At 63.1% G+C, this 20,619-nt stretch carries 17 protein-coding genes; 9 read left to right on the forward strand and 8 right to left on the reverse strand.

All coding sequences use genetic code 11. The features are described 5' to 3' along the window. Positions 1 to 9: 9 nt before the first annotated feature. Positions 10 to 1,119 (forward strand): IS630 family transposase, encoded by a 1,110-nt coding sequence (locus tag ACFLEY_RS42435; protein ID WP_060908300.1) that lies wholly within the window; start codon positions 10 to 12, stop codon positions 1,117 to 1,119. A gap of 128 nt (positions 1,120 to 1,247) precedes the next feature. Here ACFLEY_RS42435 and ACFLEY_RS42440 read toward each other — a convergent pair whose 3' ends face one another. Continuing rightward, positions 1,248 to 1,499, reverse strand: a complete 252-nt coding sequence (locus ACFLEY_RS42440; RefSeq protein ID WP_171901085.1) for a hypothetical protein — start codon at positions 1,497 to 1,499, stop codon at positions 1,248 to 1,250. 283 nt (positions 1,500 to 1,782) lie between these two features. Here ACFLEY_RS42440 and ACFLEY_RS42445 point away from each other — a divergent pair, with 283 nt between their 5' ends. Beyond that, on the forward strand, positions 1,783 to 2,064 hold the full coding sequence (locus tag ACFLEY_RS42445) for a hypothetical protein (protein ID WP_082755581.1): 282 nt from the start codon (positions 1,783 to 1,785) through the stop codon (positions 2,062 to 2,064). 37 nt (positions 2,065 to 2,101) lie between these two features. Next, on the forward strand, positions 2,102 to 2,332 hold the full coding sequence (locus ACFLEY_RS42450; RefSeq protein ID WP_060909190.1) for a hypothetical protein: 231 nt from the start codon (positions 2,102 to 2,104) through the stop codon (positions 2,330 to 2,332). An 86-nt stretch (positions 2,333 to 2,418) separates the two neighbouring features. Here the strand turns inward: ACFLEY_RS42450 and ACFLEY_RS42455 are convergent, their stop codons facing one another. The 6 genes from ACFLEY_RS42455 to ACFLEY_RS42480 form a co-directional block, all read right to left on the reverse strand. Further along, on the reverse strand, positions 2,419 to 4,056 hold the full coding sequence (locus tag ACFLEY_RS42455) for an ABC transporter ATP-binding protein (protein ID WP_060909191.1): 1,638 nt from the start codon (positions 4,054 to 4,056) through the stop codon (positions 2,419 to 2,421). A 4-nt stretch (positions 4,057 to 4,060) separates the two neighbouring features. Then, positions 4,061 to 5,239: an ABC transporter permease gene (locus tag ACFLEY_RS42460; protein ID WP_028173513.1), complete on the reverse strand. Its 1,179-nt coding sequence runs from the start codon at positions 5,237 to 5,239 to the stop codon at positions 4,061 to 4,063. Then, positions 5,239 to 6,348, reverse strand: a complete 1,110-nt coding sequence (locus ACFLEY_RS42465; RefSeq protein WP_011084243.1) for a microcin C ABC transporter permease YejB — start codon at positions 6,346 to 6,348, stop codon at positions 5,239 to 5,241. The genes ACFLEY_RS42460 and ACFLEY_RS42465 overlap by 1 nt, the downstream gene beginning before the upstream one ends. Before the next feature lie 2 nt (positions 6,349 to 6,350). After that, the gene (locus ACFLEY_RS42470) at positions 6,351 to 8,237 is read right to left on the reverse strand and encodes an extracellular solute-binding protein (protein WP_060909192.1); all 1,887 of its coding nucleotides are present in this window, start codon (positions 8,235 to 8,237) and stop codon (positions 6,351 to 6,353) included. A 14-nt stretch (positions 8,238 to 8,251) separates the two neighbouring features. Beyond that, entirely contained in the window at positions 8,252 to 10,168 is a 1,917-nt protein-coding gene (locus ACFLEY_RS42475; RefSeq protein ID WP_060909193.1) for an extracellular solute-binding protein, read from the reverse strand. A 210-nt stretch (positions 10,169 to 10,378) separates the two neighbouring features. Then, a complete protein-coding gene (locus tag ACFLEY_RS42480) occupies positions 10,379 to 10,933 on the reverse strand; it encodes a cytochrome c family protein (protein WP_011084240.1) in 555 nt (184 codons plus the stop codon). Between the two features lie 220 nt (positions 10,934 to 11,153). Here ACFLEY_RS42480 and ACFLEY_RS42485 point away from each other — a divergent pair, with 220 nt between their 5' ends. Both ACFLEY_RS42485 and ACFLEY_RS42490 read left to right on the forward strand, forming a co-directional pair. After that, entirely contained in the window at positions 11,154 to 11,894 is a 741-nt protein-coding gene (locus ACFLEY_RS42485) for a 3-deoxy-manno-octulosonate cytidylyltransferase (RefSeq protein WP_011084239.1), read from the forward strand. A gap of 21 nt (positions 11,895 to 11,915) precedes the next feature. After that, positions 11,916 to 12,776, forward strand: a complete 861-nt coding sequence (locus ACFLEY_RS42490) for a prephenate dehydratase (RefSeq protein WP_011084238.1) — start codon at positions 11,916 to 11,918, stop codon at positions 12,774 to 12,776. A gap of 91 nt (positions 12,777 to 12,867) precedes the next feature. Here the strand turns inward: ACFLEY_RS42490 and ACFLEY_RS42495 are convergent, their stop codons facing one another. After that, positions 12,868 to 13,881 (reverse strand): LLM class flavin-dependent oxidoreductase, encoded by a 1,014-nt coding sequence (locus ACFLEY_RS42495; protein ID WP_060909195.1) that lies wholly within the window; start codon positions 13,879 to 13,881, stop codon positions 12,868 to 12,870. A 384-nt stretch (positions 13,882 to 14,265) separates the two neighbouring features. Here ACFLEY_RS42495 and metF point away from each other — a divergent pair, with 384 nt between their 5' ends. The 4 genes from metF (at position 14,266) to ACFLEY_RS42515 (ending at position 20,348) form a co-directional block, all read left to right on the forward strand. Next, positions 14,266 to 15,177 (forward strand): methylenetetrahydrofolate reductase [NAD(P)H], encoded by a 912-nt coding sequence (metF, locus tag ACFLEY_RS42500; RefSeq protein WP_060909196.1) that lies wholly within the window; start codon positions 14,266 to 14,268, stop codon positions 15,175 to 15,177. Positions 15,178 to 15,183: 6 nt separating this feature from the next. Continuing rightward, complete coding sequence (gene metH / locus ACFLEY_RS42505) at positions 15,184 to 19,041, forward strand: methionine synthase (RefSeq protein WP_060909197.1); 3,858 nt, start codon at positions 15,184 to 15,186, stop codon at positions 19,039 to 19,041. 426 nt (positions 19,042 to 19,467) lie between these two features. Further along, positions 19,468 to 19,599: a hypothetical protein gene (locus tag ACFLEY_RS42510; RefSeq protein WP_277996652.1), complete on the forward strand. Its 132-nt coding sequence runs from the start codon at positions 19,468 to 19,470 to the stop codon at positions 19,597 to 19,599. A 56-nt stretch (positions 19,600 to 19,655) separates the two neighbouring features. Next, on the forward strand, positions 19,656 to 20,348 hold the full coding sequence (locus ACFLEY_RS42515) for a hypothetical protein (protein ID WP_244423869.1): 693 nt from the start codon (positions 19,656 to 19,658) through the stop codon (positions 20,346 to 20,348). Positions 20,349 to 20,619: the final 271 nt, after the last annotated feature.

A 20,619-nucleotide genomic window follows, 5' to 3' on the forward strand; every position in this document is an offset into this window, starting at 1 on the left:
AGAGAGCTCGTGGCTAATGCAGGTGAGCGAGGCCGGCCGATCGCGCCGTTGGTGCTTAGTCCGCAGGAGCGGGCGTACTTGGAGAGGCAAGTTCGTCGTCATCGCGTTGCCCGATCGCTATCTGAGCGATGCCGCGCGATCCTGCGATGCGCGGATGGATTGCCAAGCAAGTCTGTGGCTGCCGAACTCGGCCTGCACGAACACACCATTGGCAAGTGGCGTCGCCGATTTTTGAAGGACCGCTGTGATGGCCTGCTTGACGAGGCACGCCCTGGCCGCCCTCGAACCATCAACGACGATCAGGTTGCTGAGGTGATCGAGCGGACGTTGCGGACGACGCCAGCCGATGCCACGCATTGGTCGATCCGCTCGATGGCTGCGGAAACCGGCTTTTCCCACACCACGATCCGCCGAATGTGGGCGGCGTTCGGCTTGCAGCCGCACCGTGGCCAGACATTCAAGCTATCGAGCGATCCGCTGTTCGTCGACAAGGTACGCGACATCGTCGGCCTTTACCTGTCCCCACCGAACCGAGCCCTTGTCCTCAGTGTCGATGAGAAAAGCCAGATCCAGGCCCTGGATCGCGAGCAGCCGGTCCTTCCGATGATGCCGGGCGTACCGGAACGGCGCACGCACAGCTATGTGCGGCATGGTACGACCTCGCTGTTTGCCGCGCTCGATGTCGCCTCGGGATTCGTCATCGGCAAATGTTACAAACGCCACCGGGCAATCGAGTTCTTGAAGTTCCTCAAAGAGATCGACGCTCAAGTCCCTGAAGGGATCGATGTCCATATCGTCATGGACAACTACGCCACTCACAAAACACCCAAGATCAAAGCGTGGCTCGCCCGCCGGCCGCACTATCATGTCCATTTCACGCCGACTTCCGCGTCATGGATCAACCAGGTCGAGCGCTGGTTCGCTGAGCTCACCAGAAAGCAGATCCAGCGAGGTGTTCACACCTCCGTCAGGCAACTCGAGGCCGACATCCGTACCTTCATCGATTTGCACAACAGACACCCGAAGCCCTTCAAATGGACCAAGTCCGCAGACCAGATTTTGGCGTCCGTCAAACGCTTCTGCCACAAAGCCCAGCAGACATTATGTGGCGAACTTTAGATTCAGGTGACTAGTGCGTGAGCTCATAATTCACCGCTAATTTGCCGCGTCCGCTTTACTCTCCGAAGGCGACGTTGAAACCGGTATGCCGAATGTCGGTCTTGGAAGCGGATCCGCATCTGCGGATGTCAGACGTCGCTATGTTGCTTGGGCACATTACCGGCTCTGGCCTTCGGCTTGGAAATCGGAGGGATGCAGCTGCCGAAGCGTGGATCGAGCGGATCGTAACGCGACTTTGTTCGCACGACGATATACAGCGCCGCCAGCGCGAAGGAACCGAGCAGCAGCAGCATCCACACAGGTGGCCGACTTGCGATCAAAAGCACCGTTGCTCCAACCAGTAGCAAGACAACAGTGCCAGAAGACAGCTTTGAAGCCATCACCGCCTCCGCGGCTCCACGGACAGATATTACCGTGGATATCGACATATTTGAGCGAAGCGGGCTGCGACACTCCAGCGCAGAGAGAACCGGAGGTCTCGTACGTTCCCCAGGCTCATTTTCCAGGGAATACACGCACGATCATTCGGGCAACCCGTCACTCGAAAGGGCAACCCGCCCCGGCTGACAGGCATCTCGCGGCGCAACTACGGAACAACGTTACAATTGGGAGAATTGCGGAACGAAACATGTCGTCAGTCTTTCTGCCTTTGGGAGGTGCCCCATGAGTTCTCAGGCCAGAGAAGGCGCGTGTGCATTCGCTTGGCGGAACTACCTGCTGCTCCACAGCGGCATCAGCGAGAATGATAACAGGCGTTCCGCCCTCTATCGCTACATCGCCAGTCTTCGCGATACCGGCGAAGATGATTTCGATCTCCTGCAAATCGCCGCAGTCGCCTACTTGAAAAAACTGGATGAATTGCATGACGACCAATGTGCGCGACTCGCGGCAGATCAAGTTTTGGCCGAGTGTTTGGAAGCACGCAATTCACAACCCGAGAGGTGACTTTAGGCCATAACACCAGCGCGAAGGAGCGAACAGCATGGCAGACAAGACCGCTACTGCAAACCATCTCGCGGGCGACTCACAACGGCGCATCGCCGCAGCGACAGCAATCGGCATGAATGCCTTGAAGCCGATGATCCACTTTCAGGTCTCAATGCTGAGGATGTGGGCCGATAGTATTGAGAAGCTCGCGGGCAATTACGAAAAGAAGTTGGAAGAAACAGCGACCACGGTCGAGGAACAATTAGACAAGGAACGCGCCGCGTAGATCAACGCGACAGGTAGGTGCGGCCCGCTTCGGCCACCAGCAGAAGCGTCCTTGGGCTCGCGCCGTCGCGCGACCGGAATGCCGGGCTACGTCGCCACCGATCCATTCCCGGCCGTCTCCAGCCGGAACGCCGCCGCGAACAGCGCGCGCGTGTAATCGCTCTTCGGGTTCTTGAACAGCTCGGCCGCCTGTCCCTCCTCGACCACCTTGCCGCCGCGCATCACGATCAGATGGCTGGCGAGCGAGGCGACGACGCGCAAATCGTGCGAGATGAACATGTAGGTGAGATCGCGCTTGCGTTGCAGCTCGCGCAACAGATCGACCATCTGCGCCTGGAACAGCATGTCGAGCGCGCTGGTCGGCTCGTCCAGCACGACGAAATCCGGCTCCAGCACCACCGCGCGCGCGATCGAGATGCGCTGGCGCTGGCCACCGGAAAACTCATGCGGATAGCGGTAGCGGGTGTCTGGTTTCAGTCCGACATCCTCGAGCGCCTTGACGACGCGCACCTCACGCTCCTCGCCCGACAGTTTCGGCTGATGCACGGTGAGGCCTTCGGCGATGATGTCGGCGACCGACATGCGCGGGCTGAGCGAGCCGAACGGATCCTGGAACACGATCTGCATGTCGCGCCGGAAGGGCCGCATCTCCTTGAAGCGCAGGCCCTGGATGTCTCTCCCCAGGAACACGATGCGCCCGTTCGAGGAGATCAGCCGCAGCAGCGCCAGCCCCAGCGTGGTCTTGCCCGAGCCGGATTCGCCGACGACGCCGAGCGTCTCGCCCTTGCGCACGGCGAGGCTGACGCCGTCGACCGCCTTGATGTGGCCGACCGTCTTGCGCATCAAGCCGCGCTTGATCGGAAACCACACTTTCAGATCGTCGGCCGACATCACCACCGGCGCATTCGGCTGCGGCGGCGCGGGATCCGGCTTCGGCTCGGCCGCGAGCAGGTCGCGCGTATAGGGATGCTTCGGCGTCTTGAACACCTGCTCGACCGGCCCCTGCTCGACGATCTCGCCGCTCTTCATGACGCAAACGTGGTCGGCGATGCGGCGCACGATGCTGAGATCATGGGTGATGAAGAGCAGGCTCATGCCGAGCCGCGCGCGGATCTCGGCGAGCAGCGCCAGGATCTGCGCCTGCACGGTGACGTCCAGCGCCGTGGTCGGCTCGTCGGCGATCAGCAGATCGGGCTCGTTGGCGAGCGCCATCGCGATCATCACGCGCTGGCGCTGGCCTCCAGAGAGCTGGTGCGGATAGCTGTTGAGCCGCGTCTCCGGATCGGGGATGCCGACCTGGGTCAGCAGCTCCAGCGTCCGCTTGCGCGCCAGCGCGTTGCTGGTGGGATTGTGCAGCTGGATGATCTCGCCGATCTGCGCCTCGATCGTGTGCAGCGGATTGAGCGAGGTCATCGGCTCCTGGAAGATGATGGAGATGTCGCTGCCGCGGACCTCCCGCATCTGCTGCTCGGACTGGTCGATCAGCTCCTGTCCCTTGAAGCGGATGCTTCCCGAGGGATGCGAGGCGTTCGGATAGGGCAGCAGCTTCAGGATCGAGAGCGCGCTCACGGACTTGCCGGAGCCGGATTCGCCGACCAGCGCCAGGCATTCGCCGCGCTTGATCTGGAACGAGACCTTGTCGACCGCGAGTGTCGTGGCGCCCCCCTGGTGGAAGGCCACCGAAAGGTCGCGCACGGCAAGCAGGGGCTGGTTGATCGCGTCCATTGGCCTACCTGAACGTCTTGCGCGGATCGAAGGCGTCGCGCACGGCTTCGCCGATGAAGATCAGGAGCGACAGCATGATCGCGACCGAGAAGAAGCCGGAGAAACCGAGCCACGGCGCCTGCACGTTGGACTTGGCCTGTGACAGCAGCTCGCCGAGCGATGGTGAGCCCGGCGGCAGGCCGAAGCCAAGGAAGTCGAGTGCCGTCAGCGTCATCACCGACGAGGAGACGATGAACGGCAGGAACGTCATGGTCGCGACCATCGCGTTCGGCAGCAGGTGACGGAACATGATGACCGGGTTGGAGACGCCGAGCGCGCGGGCGGCCTGGATGTATTCGAAGTTGCGCCCGCGCAGGAACTCGGCCCGCACGAGACCGACCAGCGAGACCCAGGAGAACAGCAGGAGAATGCCGAGCAGCACGAAGAAGCCGGGCACGAGGACCGAGGACAGGATCAAGAGAAGATAGAGCGACGGAATTGCCGTCCATATCTCGATGAAGCGCTGGAAGATGAGATCGACCCGGCCGCCGAAATAACCCTGCACCGCTCCCGCCGCGATGCCGATGACGGATGAGATGATCGTGAGGCAAAGGCCGAACAGCACCGAGATGCGGAAGCCATAGATCAGCCGCGCCACCACGTCGCGCCCCTGGTCGTCCGTACCTAACCAGTTGTATTCGAGGTCGCGGCAGCTCTTCAGCCCCTTCTTCTCGACCACCGGCTTGCATTGCGCTTCGGTGAGCATCCAGGTCGGCGGCGACGGCGCCGGCGTCGGCAAGTCGAGATTGTGAGTGTCGTAGGAATAGCGGATCAGGGGCCAGACGATGGCGCCGCCCTTGTCCTTGATGAGCTTCTGCAAGTAGGGGTCGCGGTAGTCGGCCGCCGTCTCGAAATCGCCGCCGAAGGTGGTTTCCGAATAGGTCACGAAGGCGGGCCAATAGAGACGGCCGTCGAATTTGACCAGGAAAGGTCGATCGTTGGCGATCAGCTCGGCGAACAGCGAGATCACGAAGAGGGCGATGAATATCCAGAACGACCAATAGCCGCGGCGGTTGGCCTTGAAGTTCTGCCATCGCCGCCTGTTCAGCGGCGAAGGCGCGAACGGCTTTCGCGTGATCGGAACGATCTCACCCAGCGGAGACTGGGTCGTGGTCTCGATCGGCGTCGGCGCGATAACCGTCATCAGACCTCCCGCGCCTCGAAATCGATCCGGGGGTCGATCCACATATAGGTCAGGTCGGAGATCAGGTTGATCACGAGGCCGACCAACGAAAAGATGTAGAGTGTGCCGAACACCACGGGATAGTCGCGGTTGAGCACGCTCTCGAAGCTTAGCAGCCCGAGCCCGTCCAGCGAGAAGATGGTCTCGATCAGAAGCGAGCCTGAGAAGAAGGCGTGGATGAAGGTCCCGGGGAATCCGGCGATCACGATCAGCATCGCATTGCGGAAGACGTGGCCGTAAAGCACCCGGCCCTCGCTGCAGCCCTTGGCGCGCGCGGTCATGACGTATTGCTTGCGAATCTCATCCAAAAACGAATTCTTGGTCAGGAACGTCATGGTGGTGAACGCGCCGAGCCCCATGGCGATCAGCGGCAGCGTCAGGTGCCAGAAGTAATCGAGGATTTTCCAGTACCAGGGAAACTGCGACCAGCCGTCCGAAGTCAGTCCGCGCAGCGGGAACCAGTTAAAGAAGGAGCCGCCGGCAAACAGGATGATGAGGAGGATTGCGAACAGAAAGCCGGGAATGGCATAGCCCAGCACGAGAATGGTCGACGTCCAGGTGTCAAACCGCGTGCCGTCCTTCACCGCCTTGCGGATGCCGAGCGGGATCGAGATCAGATAGGTGATCAGCGTCAACCAGATGCCGAGCGAGATCGAGACCGGCAGCTTCTCCTTGATCAGCTGAATCACGCTGACGTCGCGAAAATAGCTCTTGCCGAAATCGAAGCGGGCGAAATTCCACACCATCAGCGCGAAGCGTTCCGGTGCGGGCTTGTCGAAGCCGAATTGCGCCTCCAGCTTCTTGATGAAATCAGGGTCGAGCCCCTGCGCGCCGCGATATTTCGAGTTGATGGAATCGCCGCCCGCGCCGACTTGCCCCGGGGCACGCTGCGCAAAGTCGCTACCGCCCGAAATGCGCGAAGTGCCGCCGGTATCGGCGCCGGAGAGTTGCGCAATCACGCGCTCGACAGGACCGCCAGGCGCGAACTGCACGACGACGAAGGAGACGAAGAGGATCCCGAGCAATGTCGGGATCATCAGGAGGATGCGGCGGGCGATATACGCGCTCATGATTATTTCGCCTGCTCGAGCTTGGCCGCCTTGGCGCGGTCGGACCACCAGATATCGGGAGCGCCTACGCCATTTGCGTAACGCGGCAGCTTCTGCGGATGACCGAATAGATCCCAATAAGCGAGCCGGTGCGTCTTGTTATACCACTGCGGCACCCAATAGCGGCCGGCGCGAAACAGCCGATCGAAGGCCCGGCAAGCGATCGTCAAGTCCTCGCGGTTGTCGGCCGCCATGATCTTCTCGATCATGGCGTCGATGGCCGGGCTGGCAACGCCGGCGAGATTGTACGAGCCCCTGGTGTTCGCAACCTGCGATGAGAAGAACGCACGCATGGCATCGCCCGGCGTCGCCGACATGCTGAAACGCTGGATCGTCATGTCGAAGTCGAAATCTTCCTGGCGCGCCTTGTGTTGCACGGCATCGACGAGGCGCACGCTCGCTTCGATGCCGAGCGTGCCCAGGTTCTTGATGTAGGGCGCATGGTGCGGCTGGAAGGAGGGCTCGTCCAGCAGGAACTCGATCCTGAACACGTCGCCGTTCGGCAGCACCCGTTTGCCGTCCTTGATCGGCACGCCGGCCTCGCTCAGCAGTTGCTGCGCCTTGCGCAACAGGCTTCGATCCTGCCCGGAGCCGTCCGAGACCGGCGGCGTGAACGGTGCTGCGAACACTTCATCGGGAACCTGACCGCGAAACGGCTCCAGCAGCTTCAGTTCTTCCGGCGAAGGCGCGCTGTCTCCCGCCATGAGATCGGAGTTCTGGAACGGCGATACCGTACGGGCATAGGCGCCGTACATGATGGTCTTGTTGGTCCATTCGAAGTCGAAGGCATTGATCAGGGCCTCGCGCACGCGCGGGTCTTTGAACTTCTCGCGCCGCGTGTTGATGAACCAGCCTTGCGCGCCGGACGGCGTGTCGTCGGGTACGGTTTCGAGCTTGACGCGATTATCTTTCACGGCCGGAAAGTCATAGCGTGTCGCCCAGATGCGGGAGGTGAACTCTTCGCGGTAAAGATAACTCTTGCCGGTAAAGCCCTCGAAGGCGACATCGCGATCGCGATAGAACTCATAGCGCACGACGTCGAAATTGTAGCTGCCGCGGCAAACCGGCAGATCGGCGGCCCACCAGTCCTTCACCCGCTCGTATTCGATGTAACGATTGACCTCGAACCTGCCGACCTTGTACGGACCCGAGCCCAGCGGAATCTCCAGCGACGTTTCGTCGAACGGGCGGGACGCATAGTACGCCTTCGAGAAGATCGGCAGGCTCGCGACATAGAGCGGCACGTCGCGCGCGCGTCCCTTGGCAAAGGTGACGACCAGCGTCGCGTCGTCGATCGCCTCCGCGCTGACCATGTCACGCATCTGCACGATGATCAGCGGATGGCCCTTGGTCTTCAGCGCCGTCAGCGAAAACGCCGCATCATGAGCAGTGAGCTTGGTGCCGTCGTGGAATTTCGCCTCGGGCCGCATCGTGAAGCGATAGACCAGCCTGTCCGGCGATATCCGCACGGATTTGGCGGCAAGGCCGTACATCGCGTCTGGCTCGTCGTTGGCGCGCACCATCAGCGGCACGAACGTCATGTCCATGCCTTGCGCGCCGTCGCCCTTCAGGATGAAGGCGTTGAGCGAGTTGAAGGTCTGATAGGACTGGTTGTACGCCTTCACCGACGGGATGAGCGAGAACGTGCCGCCCTTCGGCGCGTCCAGATTGACGTAGTCGAAATGACGGAAGCCGGCGGGATATTTGAGATCGCCGAATGCCGAAATGCCGTGCGCCTCGGTCCCCGCCTCCGAAGCACGCGCGCCGCGCAGCAGCGGTGCGCCAAGGGATGCACCGAGGGTGCCGCCGGCACCCAAAACAACCACATGGCGGCGTGACATCTGCGTCATGCGGGAAATGTCCTTCACGACTTCTTTGCGATCCGCGCCGCCTTGTCTGCGTCGTACCACCAGATGAACGGGAAGCCGGACTGACCGTATCTGGGCAATTCCGACGGCCGGCCGAAGCGGTCCCAGCGCGCGGTGCGCACCTTCGTATAGGTCCACTGCGGCACGACATAGTGATTCCACAGCAGCACGCGATCGAGCGCCTTGGTCGCTGCGGCGAGATCGTCGCGATCCCTGGCGTAGATCACCCGCTCGATCAGCTTGTCGATCGCCGGATTCTTGATGCCGGCAATGTTGCGCGAACCGGCGATGTCGGCCGTCTTGGACGACCAGAATTCGCGCTGCTCGTTGCCCGGCGACTGCGACTCGCCCCACGAGTTGGTGACGATGTCGAAATCCCACTCGCGTGTCCTGTTCTCGTACTGGGTGGGATCGACCGTCCGCACGCTGACGGCGATGCCGAGCCGCTCCAGCGACGGCTTGTAGAACAGCGTGATCCGCTCGAAGCTCGGATCGGAATTCAGCAATTCCACGGAGAACTGTGTGCCGGTCTTGACGTCGATCAGCTTGCGGTCGCGCACCTCATAGCCGGCCTCCTTGAACAGGCGCAGCGCCTCGCGCAGATTGTCGCGAACGGCTTCCGGACTGCCGCCAATCGGATTGGTGTAGGCCGTCGTGAAGACTTCGGGCGGGACCTCGGAGCGGACGGTTTCGAGGATCTCGAGCTCCTTGCCCTGCGGCAAGCCGGTCGCCATGAGATCTTCGATGCCGTCGAAATAGCTGCTGATGCGCTTGTACTGACCGTAGAATATCTGCTTGTTCATCTCCTCGAAATCGAACGCGTAGTTGAGCGCACGGCGCACGCGGGGATCGCTGAACTTGGCGCGGCGCAGGTTCGGCACGAAGGCCTGCATCACGCCCGAGCTGCGATTTGCGAACTCCTCGAGGATCACGCGCTTTTCGGTGACGGCCGGGAAGTCGTAGGCAGTCGCCCAGTTCTTGGCGCTGTTCTCGGTGCGCCAATCCACCTGGTCAGCCTTGAAAGCCTCGATCGCGACGGTGGCGTCGCGGAAATACTCGTAGCGCAGCTCGTCGAAATTGTTGCGGCCGACATTGGCGGGCAGGTCGCGGCCCCAATAGTCCTTGACGCGCTCGAGCGCGATCGATCGTCCGGCAACGAATTCCTTGACCCTGTAGGGGCCGGAGCCAAGCGGCACTTCGAGCGTGGTGGCGGAAACATCGCGCTTGCGGCCCTGCGCGTCCGTTCCCTCCCACCAGTGCTTCGGCAGGACCGTGAGCTGCCCGACAATCTGCGGCAGCTCGCGATTGCCCGGCGCGTCGAACACGAATTTGACCTCGCGCTCGCCGACCTTTTCGGCCTTCACCACATGACTGTAGTACGCCGAGTACATCGGATGGTGCTTCTTGAAGGAATCGAGCGAGAAGATCACGTCATCCGCGGTCACCGGCTTGCCGTCATGCCATTTGGCTTGTGACCGCAACCGATAGGTGACGAAGGAGAAATCGTCCGGGTGGCTGACGGCTTCGGCCAGCGCGCCGTATTCGGTCGAGACTTCGTCGAGCGCGGGCGTCAGCAGGGATTCGTAGATGAATGCGACGGCTCCGGAAACCTGGCCCTTCACACCGGAGACGACGATGTTGAAATTGTCGAACGTGCCGACCGCGATCTGGCGCGCGACCCCGCCCTTGGGCGCTTCCGGATTGACGTAGTCGAAGCGCTTGAAGTCGGCGGGGTACTTGACCTTTCCGAACAGCGACAACGCATGGCGCCAAGGGAACGCGCTTGAAGCCGCTTCTCCGGCAGATTGCGCCGCGGCCGTGCCGATGACGGGAACGCCCGCGACGGAACCGAGGGCGGGGAGCGCTGCAGCCGCAGTGCCGGTGAGCAGGAGATCGCGTCGGGTAATGGCCAAATCAACATTCCTGTCTTGAAGGAGGCTACTCCTTTAAGTTCCCAATATAGGCGAGGTTTCGACGGAATATGTTGCTTTTTCCTCATCTTGGTAGCCCGCCGCGCCATTCGCTGCGGCCAAACGCCCCGATAACGACCTCGCGAGGCCCGGATAAGGAAACGGCCAGGCTTTTCAGCCTGGCCGCATATTCCAAGACGGGTTTTTAAGGCCTTACTTCGACGCCGTCGGCAACGGCTTGGGATGCTCCGACAGCGAATTCAGATAGGCGATGACATCGGCGCGCTCGGAATCCTTGGGAATGCCGGCGAAGCCCATCGCGGTGCCCGGGATGAAGCCCTTCGGATTGGCGATGAACTTGTTGAGGTCGTCGAACGTCCAGGTGCCGCCCTTGCCCTTCATGGCCGCCGAGAAGTTGAAGCCATTGCGGCCCTCGCCCCGTGCCTCGCCGACGACGCCATAGAGGTTCGGACCGACGCGATTCGGACCGCCCTTCTCGAAGGTGTGGCAGGCGCCGCACTTCTTGGCGGCGGCAGCGCCCTTCTCGACCGAGGCGGTCTGGAGCAACTTCTCAATGGGTTCGGAAGCCGCAGCGGCAGCGCCGCCTTCCTTGCCGTGGCCGGCGTCTTCCTTCACGGCGATCTCGAAGCCCGGCTTTTCCGGCATCTTGGGCGAGAACAGCGCATTCGCGGTGAAGCTCGTGACCAGCAGGATGAGACAGGTGCCGAGCACGGCACCGAGAATCTTATTGAGTTCGAAAGAGTCCATTTCCGGCCAGGCCCCACACCGCTGAGAAGGATTGAGCGGCCGGGCGGCCGCCAGGACGAGCCCCGGGAGAATCACACGTTCCTTGTCTTTCCCCCGAGTTCTGCCATTGAGATATCGGTTTGCCCGGGGTCTGGCAACCCGTATAAGCGACCCGGCTTTGAACCCGTCCCCACCCCATTTCTCGGCGCGGAAAACGCCCCGTTTCCAGGCTCTTGACCCGATGACCGATCCCCGCATCCTGGTGCTGATCCCGGCCCGCATGGCCGCCACCCGCCTGCCCGGCAAGCCGCTCGCCGATATCGCGGGCCTGCCGATGATCGTGCATGTGCTGCGCCGTGCGGAAGCCGCCGGCATCGGCCGGGTCGCTGTGGCTACCGACACGCCGGAGATCGCGGCCGTCGTAGCAGCCCATGGCGGCGAGGCCGTGATGACCCGCACCACACACCCCTCCGGCTCGGACCGCATCCACGAGGCCATGCAGAAGCTCGACCCCGAGGGCAAGGCCGAGATCGTGATCAATCTCCAGGGCGATTTCCCGACGATCACGCCGCAGACCATCCGCGAGGTGCTGCCGCCCTTTGCCGACCCCGCGGTCGACATCGTAACCCTGGCCTCGCAGATCCACACCGAGGAGGAGGACCTCGCGCCGAGCGTCGTGAAGGCCGTCGGCTCGCCGATCGGGCCGCGGCGGCTGCGGGCACTATATTTCACCCGCGCCACGGCCCCTTACGGCAACGGACCGCGTTACCACCACATCGGCCTTTACGCCTACCGCCGCGCTGCGCTGGAGCGGTTCGTGTCGCTGCCGCCTTCGCCCCTAGAACTTCAGGAAAGCCTGGAACAACTCCGGGCGGTGGAGGCCGGCATGCGCATCGACATCATGATCGTCGACAGCGTGCCCCGCGGCGTCGACACACCGCCCGATCTCGAAACCGCCCGCAGCATCCTTTCCAAATCCTGAGCCGCTGCTACAAGGCCGATCATGAGCAAGCTGAAAATCGCATTCCAGGGCGAGCCTGGGGCCAATTCCCACATCGCCATTGTCGAGGCCTATCCCGACGCCGAGCCGATGCCCTGCGCCACCTTCGAGGACGCCCTGTCGGCAATCTCGTCGGGCGAAGCCGATCTCGGCATGATCCCGATCGAGAACTCGGTCGCCGGCCGCGTCGCCGACATCCATCACCTCCTGCCGGCCTCCGGCCTCTTCATCATCGGCGAATGGTTCTTGCCGGTCCGGCATCAGCTGATGGCGGTGAAGGGGGCCAAGATCTCCGACATCAAGTCCGTCGAGAGCCATGTCCACGCGCTCGGCCAGTGCCGGCGCATCATCCGCAAGCTCGGCATCAAGCCGATCGTGCACGCCGACACCGCCGGCAGCGCACGCGACATCTCCGAGCGCAAGGACAAGACGGTCGCCGCGATCGCCTCGCGTCTGGCCGCAAAGATCTACGGCCTCGACATCCTCGCCGAGGATATCGAGGACGAGGCCCACAACACCACGCGCTTCGTGGTGCTGGCGCGTGAGCCGAAATGGGCCGCGCAAGGGTCGGGCCCGCTGGTCACCACGTTTGTCTTCCGGGTGCGCAACTTGCCGGCCGCGCTCTACAAGGCGCTCGGCGGCTTTGCCACCAACGGCGTTAACATGACCAAGCTCGAGAGCTACATGGTCGACGGCAATTTCTTCGCCACGCAGTTTTATGCCGACGTCGACGGCCACCCCGAAGACAAGGGCCTCGCCTTCGCGATCGAGGAGCTGAAATTCTTCTCGCGCGAATTCCGCATCGTCGGCGTGTATCCGGGGCACCCGTTCCGCGCGACGTTCAGCGAGACGCAGCAGGATTGATGCCGTCGTTCCGGGGCACGCAAAGCGTGAACCCGGAACCTCGAGATTCCGGGTTCGATGCATCGCATCGCCCCGGAATGACGGTGAGTGCTTACGCCGCCTTCGCCAATCCGAACGCCGCCGCCAGCAGCGAATACGACTTCTTTCGCGCCTCGTGGTCGTACACCGCCGTGATCACCATCAATTCGTCCGGCTTGCTGGAATCGATCAGCGGCTGGAGCTTCTTCTGCACGGTCGCAGGGCTGCCGACGAATAAGCGCGAGCGGTTGCGGGCGATCGAGATGCGCTCGGCGTCGGAGTAGGGATAGGCCAGCGCCTCCTCGACGCTCGGCAGCGGCAGATACTGGCCGCGGTCGCGGCGGAGGCGATTGAGGTCGAAGGATGTCGCGAGCTTTTCAGCTTCCTCGTCGGTCTCCGCCGCGATGACGGCGACGGCAAGGATCGCGTGCGGCGTGGCGCGCCAGGCCGAGGGCTGGAAGCGGTTGCGGTAATGCACCATCGCATCGATCGCATCATGGGACGCAAAATGATGCGCGAAGGCGAAGCCCATGCCGACTTGCGCGGCAAGCTCCGACGAATAATCGCTGGAGCCGAGCAGCCAGATCGGCGGCAGCTTGGTGTCGTCGGGCATCGCGACGACGTTGTTGTAGGGGTGCCCTGACGGAAATTCTCTCGTCTCCCACAAGATCAGTTCGTGCAGCCGCTCCAGAAAATCGTCGCCCTCGCGGCGATCGAGCCGGCTGCGCAGCGCGTAGGCCGTGGCACCATCGGTACCGGGCGCGCGGCCGAGGCCCAGGTCGATGCGGCCGGGAAACAGCGCCTCCAGCATCTTGAAGCGCTCGGCCACCACCAGCGGCGCGTGGTTGGGCAGCATTACCCCGCCGGAGCCGACGCGGATCTGCTTCGTCACCGCCGCGATCTGCCCGATCATCACGTCGGGCGCCGGGCTCGCGACGGAGGCGAGGTTGTGATGCTCGGCGAGCCAGTAGCGGACATAGCCGAGCCCATCGACATGCTTCGCCAGATCGATGCTGTTGCGCAGCGACGCGGCGGGTTTTGTGCCTGTGGTGACGACGGAGAGGTCAAGGACTGAGAGCGGGATCATGGCGCGCTAACGTAGTGGAGGGCTGCGCGGCGGCAATGGGCAGACAGCGCAGGTCTGGCGTGTGCGGACCGCGAGCCGATACGCCCCGCCAAACGAAGCGTTGGGACAGACGACATTGGCGTGACGGCGAATTCCATCCTGCCCATCGCGACGATCAACCATCTGACTACCGCAATTCAAGATATATTATTGATTTTACATAGTTTATTGAATTGACGCACTTCCCACAATTCATTCCGAAGGCACAAAAATTCAACCCTCCTCGGGTTAAGTGGGCCATTTCCCATCCCCGATGGGCTGTCGAGTGCGGCCGCGTTGGCTTATCTTAGCGGCTCCTGATCTAGACCTGACCGCAGGCCGCGAAGACCCGGAGTGAGTGGTGCCATGACTGATCTGACGAAGCCTGCGACAGCCGACGGGCACCTGAAGCGGCCTGCGATCTCCTTCGAGTTCTTTCCGCCCAAGACCGAGGAGATGGAGCGCAATCTCTGGGAGACCATCAACCGGCTCGCCCCGCTCGACCCGAAATTCGTCTCGGTGACCTACGGCGCCGGCGGCTCGACCCGCGAGCGCACCCATTCGACCATCGCCCGCATCCTCAAGGAGACCGCGCTGCTGCCGGCCGCGCACCTGACCTGCGTCGGCGCCTCGCGCGGCGAGATCGACGAGATCGTCGACCGCTACCACGAGGTCGGCGTCCGCCACATCGTCGGCTTGCGCGGCGATCCGCCCGGCGGCATCGGCACGCCCTATTCCAGCCATCCCGACGGCTACCAGAGCTCCGCCGATCTCGTCGCGGGCATCAAGAAACGCCACGGCGATATCGAAGTTTCTGTGTCCGCCTACCCCGAGAAGCATCCTGAAGCGCGCGATTTCGACGCCGACATCGACACGCTGAAGGCCAAGGTCGATGCCGGCGCGACCCGCGCGATCACGCAGGTGTTCTTCGATAACGACCTCTACTTCCGCTATCTCGACCGCGTCCGCGCGCGCGGGATCAACATTCCGATCGTGCCGGGCATCATGCCCATGCACAATTTCAAGCAGGCGAGAGCCTTCGTCACGCGGGCCGGGACATCCGTGCCGGACTGGCTCGCGGAGAAATTCGAGGGCCTGGACGACGACGCCGAGACCCGCAAGCTCGTGGCGGCCACCGTCGCCGCCGGCCAGGTGCAGAAGCTGGCGAAGCACGGCGTCGACACCTTCCATTTCTACACCATGAACCGCGCCGATCTCGTGTTCGCGATCAGCCATTTGCTCGGCATTCGCGCCAAGAGCGCGCAGAAGGCGGCGTAAGACAACATGACCGTACCCACCTCTCCCAAGCGAACTGCCCTGCTCAACGCCGCGCACGAGCGCATCCTGGTGCTCGACGGCGCCATGGGCACGATGATCCAGAACCTCCAGCTCGACGAGGCCGCCTTCCGCGGCGAGCGCTTCAAGAACTTCCATCGCGACCTGCGCGGCAACAACGACCTGTTGATCCTGACCCAGCCGCAGGCGATCGAGGACATCCACGCCGCGTACCTTCGCGCCGGCGCCGACATCGTCGCGACCAACACCTTCTCCACCACATCGATCGCACAGGCCGATTACGACCTCACCGACATAGTCTACGAGATGGCGCGCGAAGGCGCCCGCCTCGCCGGCAATGCCGCAAGGCGCGTCGAAGCCGAGGACGGCAAGCCGCGCTTCGTCGCCGGCGCCATCGGCCCCACCAACCGCACCGCCTCGATCTCGCCCGACGTCTCCAACCCCGGCTACCGCGCCGTCACCTTCGACGATCTGCGCAAGTCCTATGGCGAGCAGATCCGCGGCATGCTCGACGGCGGCGTCGACCTGCTGCTGGTCGAGACCATCTTCGACACGCTGAACGCCAAGGCGGCGCTCTACGCCATCGCCGAGATCACCGAAGCGCGCGGCATCGACATGCCCGTGATGGTGTCGGGCACCATCACCGACAAATCCGGCCGCCTGCTCTCAGGCCAGATGCCGGAGGCGTTCTGGAATTCGGTGCGGCACGCAAAGCCTGTGACCATCGGCTTCAACTGCGCGCTCGGCGCCGAAGATCTGCGCGCCCATATCGCCGACATCGGGCGCGTCGCCGACACGCTTGTCTGCGCTTACCCCAATGCCGGCCTGCCCAACGAGTTCGGCCAGTATGACGAGACGCCGGAATACATGGCGCGCCTGGTCGGCGAGTTCGCGCGTGATGGCCTCGTCAACATCGTCGGCGGCTGCTGCGGCACCACGCCGGACCACATCGCGGCGATTGCCGCGGCCGTGGCCCCGCACAAGCCGCGCATCGTGCCGGAGATCGAGCCGCGCTTGAGGCTCTCCGGCCTCGAGCCGTTCATTCTAACCGACGCCATTCCCTTCGTGAACGTCGGCGAGCGCACCAACGTCACGGGCTCGGCGCGCTTCCGCAAGCTCATCACCGCCGGCGACTACACCGCCGCGCTGCAAGTCGCGCGCGACCAGGTCGAGAACGGCGCGCAGATCATCGACGTCAACATGGACGAGGGCCTGCTCGACTCCGAAGCGGCGATGGTGACGTTCCTCAACCTCGTCGCCGCCGAGCCCGACATCGCCCGCGTCCCCGCGATGGTCGACAGCTCGAAATTCTCGGTGATCGAGGCCGGCCTGAAATGCGTGCAGGGCAAGCCGGTCGTCAACTCGATCTCGATGAAGGAAGGCGAGGAGAAGTTCATCCACGAGGCCAAGATCGCCCGCCGTCATGGCGCGGCTGTCGTGGTCATGGCCTTCGACGAGGTCGGCCAGGCCGATACGTTCGCGCGCAAGACCGAGATCTGCAGGCGCGCCTACGACATCCTGGTGAACCGCGTCGGCTTCCCGCCCGAGGATATCATCTTCGATCCGAACATCTTCGCGATCGCGACCGGCATCGAGGAGCACAACAATTACGGCGTCGACTTCATCGAGGCGACGCGCTGGATCCGCCAGAACCTGCCGGGCGCGCATATTTCCGGCGGCGTCTCCAACCTGTCGTTCTCGTTCCGCGGCAACGAGCCGGTGCGCGAGGCCATGCACTCGGTGTTCCTGTATCACGCCATCAAGGCCGGCATGGACATGGGCATCGTCAATGCCGGGCAGATGATCGTCTATGACGACATCGATCCCGAGCTGCGCCAGGTGTGCGAGGACGTCATCCTCAATCGCGACCCCGGCGCATCCGAGCGATTGCTGGCGCTTGCGGAAAAATTCCGCGGCAACAAGGCCCAAACCAAGGAAGCCGACCTCGCCTGGCGCGAATGGCCGGTGGCGAAGCGGCTGTCGCATTCGCTGGTGCACGGCATCACCGAGTTCATCGAAGTGGATACCGAGGAAGCGCGCAAGGCGTCGTCGCGTCCGCTCGACGTGATCGAAGGCCCGCTGATGGCCGGCATGAACGTCGTCGGCGACCTCTTCGGCGACGGCAAGATGTTCCTGCCGCAGGTGGTGAAATCCGCGCGCGTCATGAAGCAGGCGGTCGCCTGGCTGATGCCGTTCATGGAGGAAGAGAAGGCGCGCAACCTCGCCAACGGCATCGGCACCGAAGGCTCCTCGTCCGCCGGCAAGATCGTGCTCGCAACCGTCAAGGGCGACGTCCACGACATCGGCAAGAACATCGTCGGCATCGTGCTCCAGTGCAACAATTTCGAGGTCATCGACCTCGGCGTGATGGTGCCCGCCGCCAAGATCGTCGAGACCGTGAAGGCGGAGAAGGCCGACATCGTCGGCCTGTCCGGCCTGATCACGCCCTCGCTCGACGAGATGGCGTTCTTCGCCGGCGAATTGCAGCGTGAGGGCTTGAAGCTGCCGTTGCTGATCGGCGGCGCCACCACGAGCCGCGTGCATACCGCGGTCAAGATCGACCCGAGCTACCGCGCCGGTCCCGTCGTGCACGTCAACGACGCCAGCCGCGCCGTCGGCGTCGCCTCCGCGCTGCTCTCGCCGGAGAAGCGCGTGGCCTATGCCGCCGAGATCCGCGCCGAATACGCCAAGATCTCGGACGCGCATCTGCGCGCGCAGGCCGACAAGAAGCGGCTGAAGCTGGCAGACGCCCGCAAGAACCGCGTGCCGGTCGATTTTGCCGCGAACAAGCCGGTAAAGCCGACGTTCCTCGGCACCAAGAGCTTTGACGCGTACAACCTCGCCGAGCTCGTGCCCTATATCGACTGGACGCCGTTCTTCCAGACCTGGGAGCTCGCCGGCCGCTTCCCCGCGATCCTCGACGACGCCAAGGTCGGCGAGGTCGCGCGCTCGCTCTATGACGACGCGCGCAAGATGCTCGACCTGATCGTCAAGGAGAAATGGTTCCGGGCGCGCGCCACCGTCGGCTTCTGGCCGGCGAACGCGGTCGGCGACGACATCGTGCTGTACGCCGACGAGGGCCGGACCAAGCAGATCGCGACGCTGCACACGCTGCGCCAGCAGCTCGAAAAGCGCGAGGGCCGTTTCAACGCGGCGCTCGCCGACTTCATCGCGCCGGTCGACACGGGCGTGCCCGATTATGTCGGCGGCTTCGTCGTCACCGCCGGGATCGGCGAGGATGCGGTCGCCGACCGCTTCAAGATGGCGAACGACGACTACTCCTCGATCCTGTGCAAGGCGCTGGCCGATCGCCTCGCCGAGGCCTTTGCCGAACGCATGCACGCGCGCGTGCGCCGCGAGTTCTGGGCCTATGCGCCGGACGAGGCGCTCTCCTGCGACGATCTGATCCTGGAAAAATACCAGGGCATCCGTCCCGCGCCGGGCTATCCCGCGCAGCCCGATCACACCGAGAAGGCGACGCTGTTCGAGCTGCTCGATGCCGAGGCCACGGCCGGCGTGAAGCTGACCGAGAGCTTTGCGATGTGGCCGGGCTCCTCTGTGTCCGGGCTCTATTTCGCGAACCCCGCGAGCTATTATTTCGGCGTCGGCAAGATCGAGCGCGATCAGGTCGAAGACTACGCCGCGCGCAAGGGCATGACGGTCACGGAGGCCGAGCGTTGGCTCGCGCCGGTGCTGAACTACATCCCTGCGCGAGAGGGGACCGACAAGGCCTTCGCGGCGACGCCGGCGAACGACGAGACGTCAAAGGACCTCGCCTCGCATCCGCCGGGCTGCACTTGCGCGGTGCACCTCGTCTGGCAGCAGAAGCGCGCGGGGGCGGGATAGACCCGCCTCTAAATCAAAAATGCGAAAACAACCCCATGCACAGTAGGGATGGGGTTGAAAGACCTGAGGAATTTCGGTCTTACCGAAGCGACTTGCGACGTCGGGCAGAACACCAGTAATATGCGATCATCGCCCACCGTGCCGGTTTCGCACTCCGGCGGATGCGATGTCCCAATCTCATCATTGCGAGCGCAGCGAAGCAATCCAGAATCTTTCCACCGCAACAGTCTGGATTGGTTCGCTGCGCTCGCAATGACGGAGCAAGTTTCGACGTCACGACGTTCCACTTACATCTTCAAACAGCAGACACAACTTTGCTCGCGGGAACCCGCCGCTTGTGAACTCGTTCACTTGTCCGCTCAACCTTGATTCGCTAATCTATCGGCCTACTACCTTCAAACCGACGGTTTGCTTGGGATCGAACATATGAAGCAGTTCATTGCACTGTTCGTCGCCGCGATCGCCCTTGTCGTCCTGCCCACGATTGCCGCGGCGGACTGTCCGAAAGGCTACGTGCCATGCGGCGAACGAAGTCAGTTGTGCTGCCCGGGAAAATAGCCAGCCGCAAATGGCTTTGGCTTGGTAGCGGGGTATTTGTCGCGATCGGCCTGGTGATGGTCGCAGTCTTCGTCGGAATCCCGCGCAAGAAGCAGACGATCACGGCCATCCTCTCCGAGACCGGATATTTCGAGGTGGTGCCGCCGAGCACGTTCGGCGGTCCCGGCACGATCAACACGATCGAGTATCTGAGCAACGGCCGGCTGGAACTGCATCCGACCTGCGATGTCGACCCTGCGCTCCTGGCCAGCAAGATCCAGAAATCACGGACCGTCGACCGGGACTTGAAGCAAACGCTCGAGAAGAAACTCGACGTCTCGGCCGAGGTGAGGGAGAAGCTGTCGGCTGTCGCCGGGATGCAGCAGGTCGAAGCGGTCAACCTCAAGCTCGAGAACGCCAACATCCTGCTGATTTCCGACGAGTCGCTGATCTCGGCCCGGAACGCATTGCTGAAGGCGGAATGCGAGGACGCGGTGGCCCAGAACGTGTCGAGTGGCGGCGTCGTGTGCCAGACGCGGTCCGTTCTGGAGGCCGATGTCGTCTACGAGATCAAATATCACAACAAGATCTCGATGGAGGAGAAGGCCAAGCTGACATCCGAGATCGCAGCGAAACTCGACCTGGACGTCCATCAGGGCGCGGACGACAAGGTGTCCGGCTCTCAATTGTTCTTCGGCATAAGACTGTCGCCCAATCCGATCGTCCTGAACACCGCGGCTGGCGAGATCAAGCCCTGTTCGCGGAAATAAGGCCTGCGTTCCGCGCTTCATCCCCTCGGCGGCAGGGCAATCGCATTTAAGGCCGTTGCGCTGCGGCCCATCCTTCGAGACGCCCGCCTTTGGCGGGCCCTCAGGATGAGGACGGAGTGCGCGGCAGCAATTTCGACCGGCAAAGATGCCGCTCAGCCTCATCCTGAGGAGACCGCTGGAAGCGGTCGTCTCGAAGGACGAGGTGTGCGCTCAGGCCTCCGCCAGGAAGTCACATGCGATAGCACTGCCTTCGGCGGCACCAGCGGTTGCA

The organism is Bradyrhizobium sp. YCK136 (assembly GCF_044570075.1).
Taxonomy (GTDB): Bacteria; Pseudomonadota; Alphaproteobacteria; order Rhizobiales; family Xanthobacteraceae; genus Bradyrhizobium; species Bradyrhizobium diazoefficiens.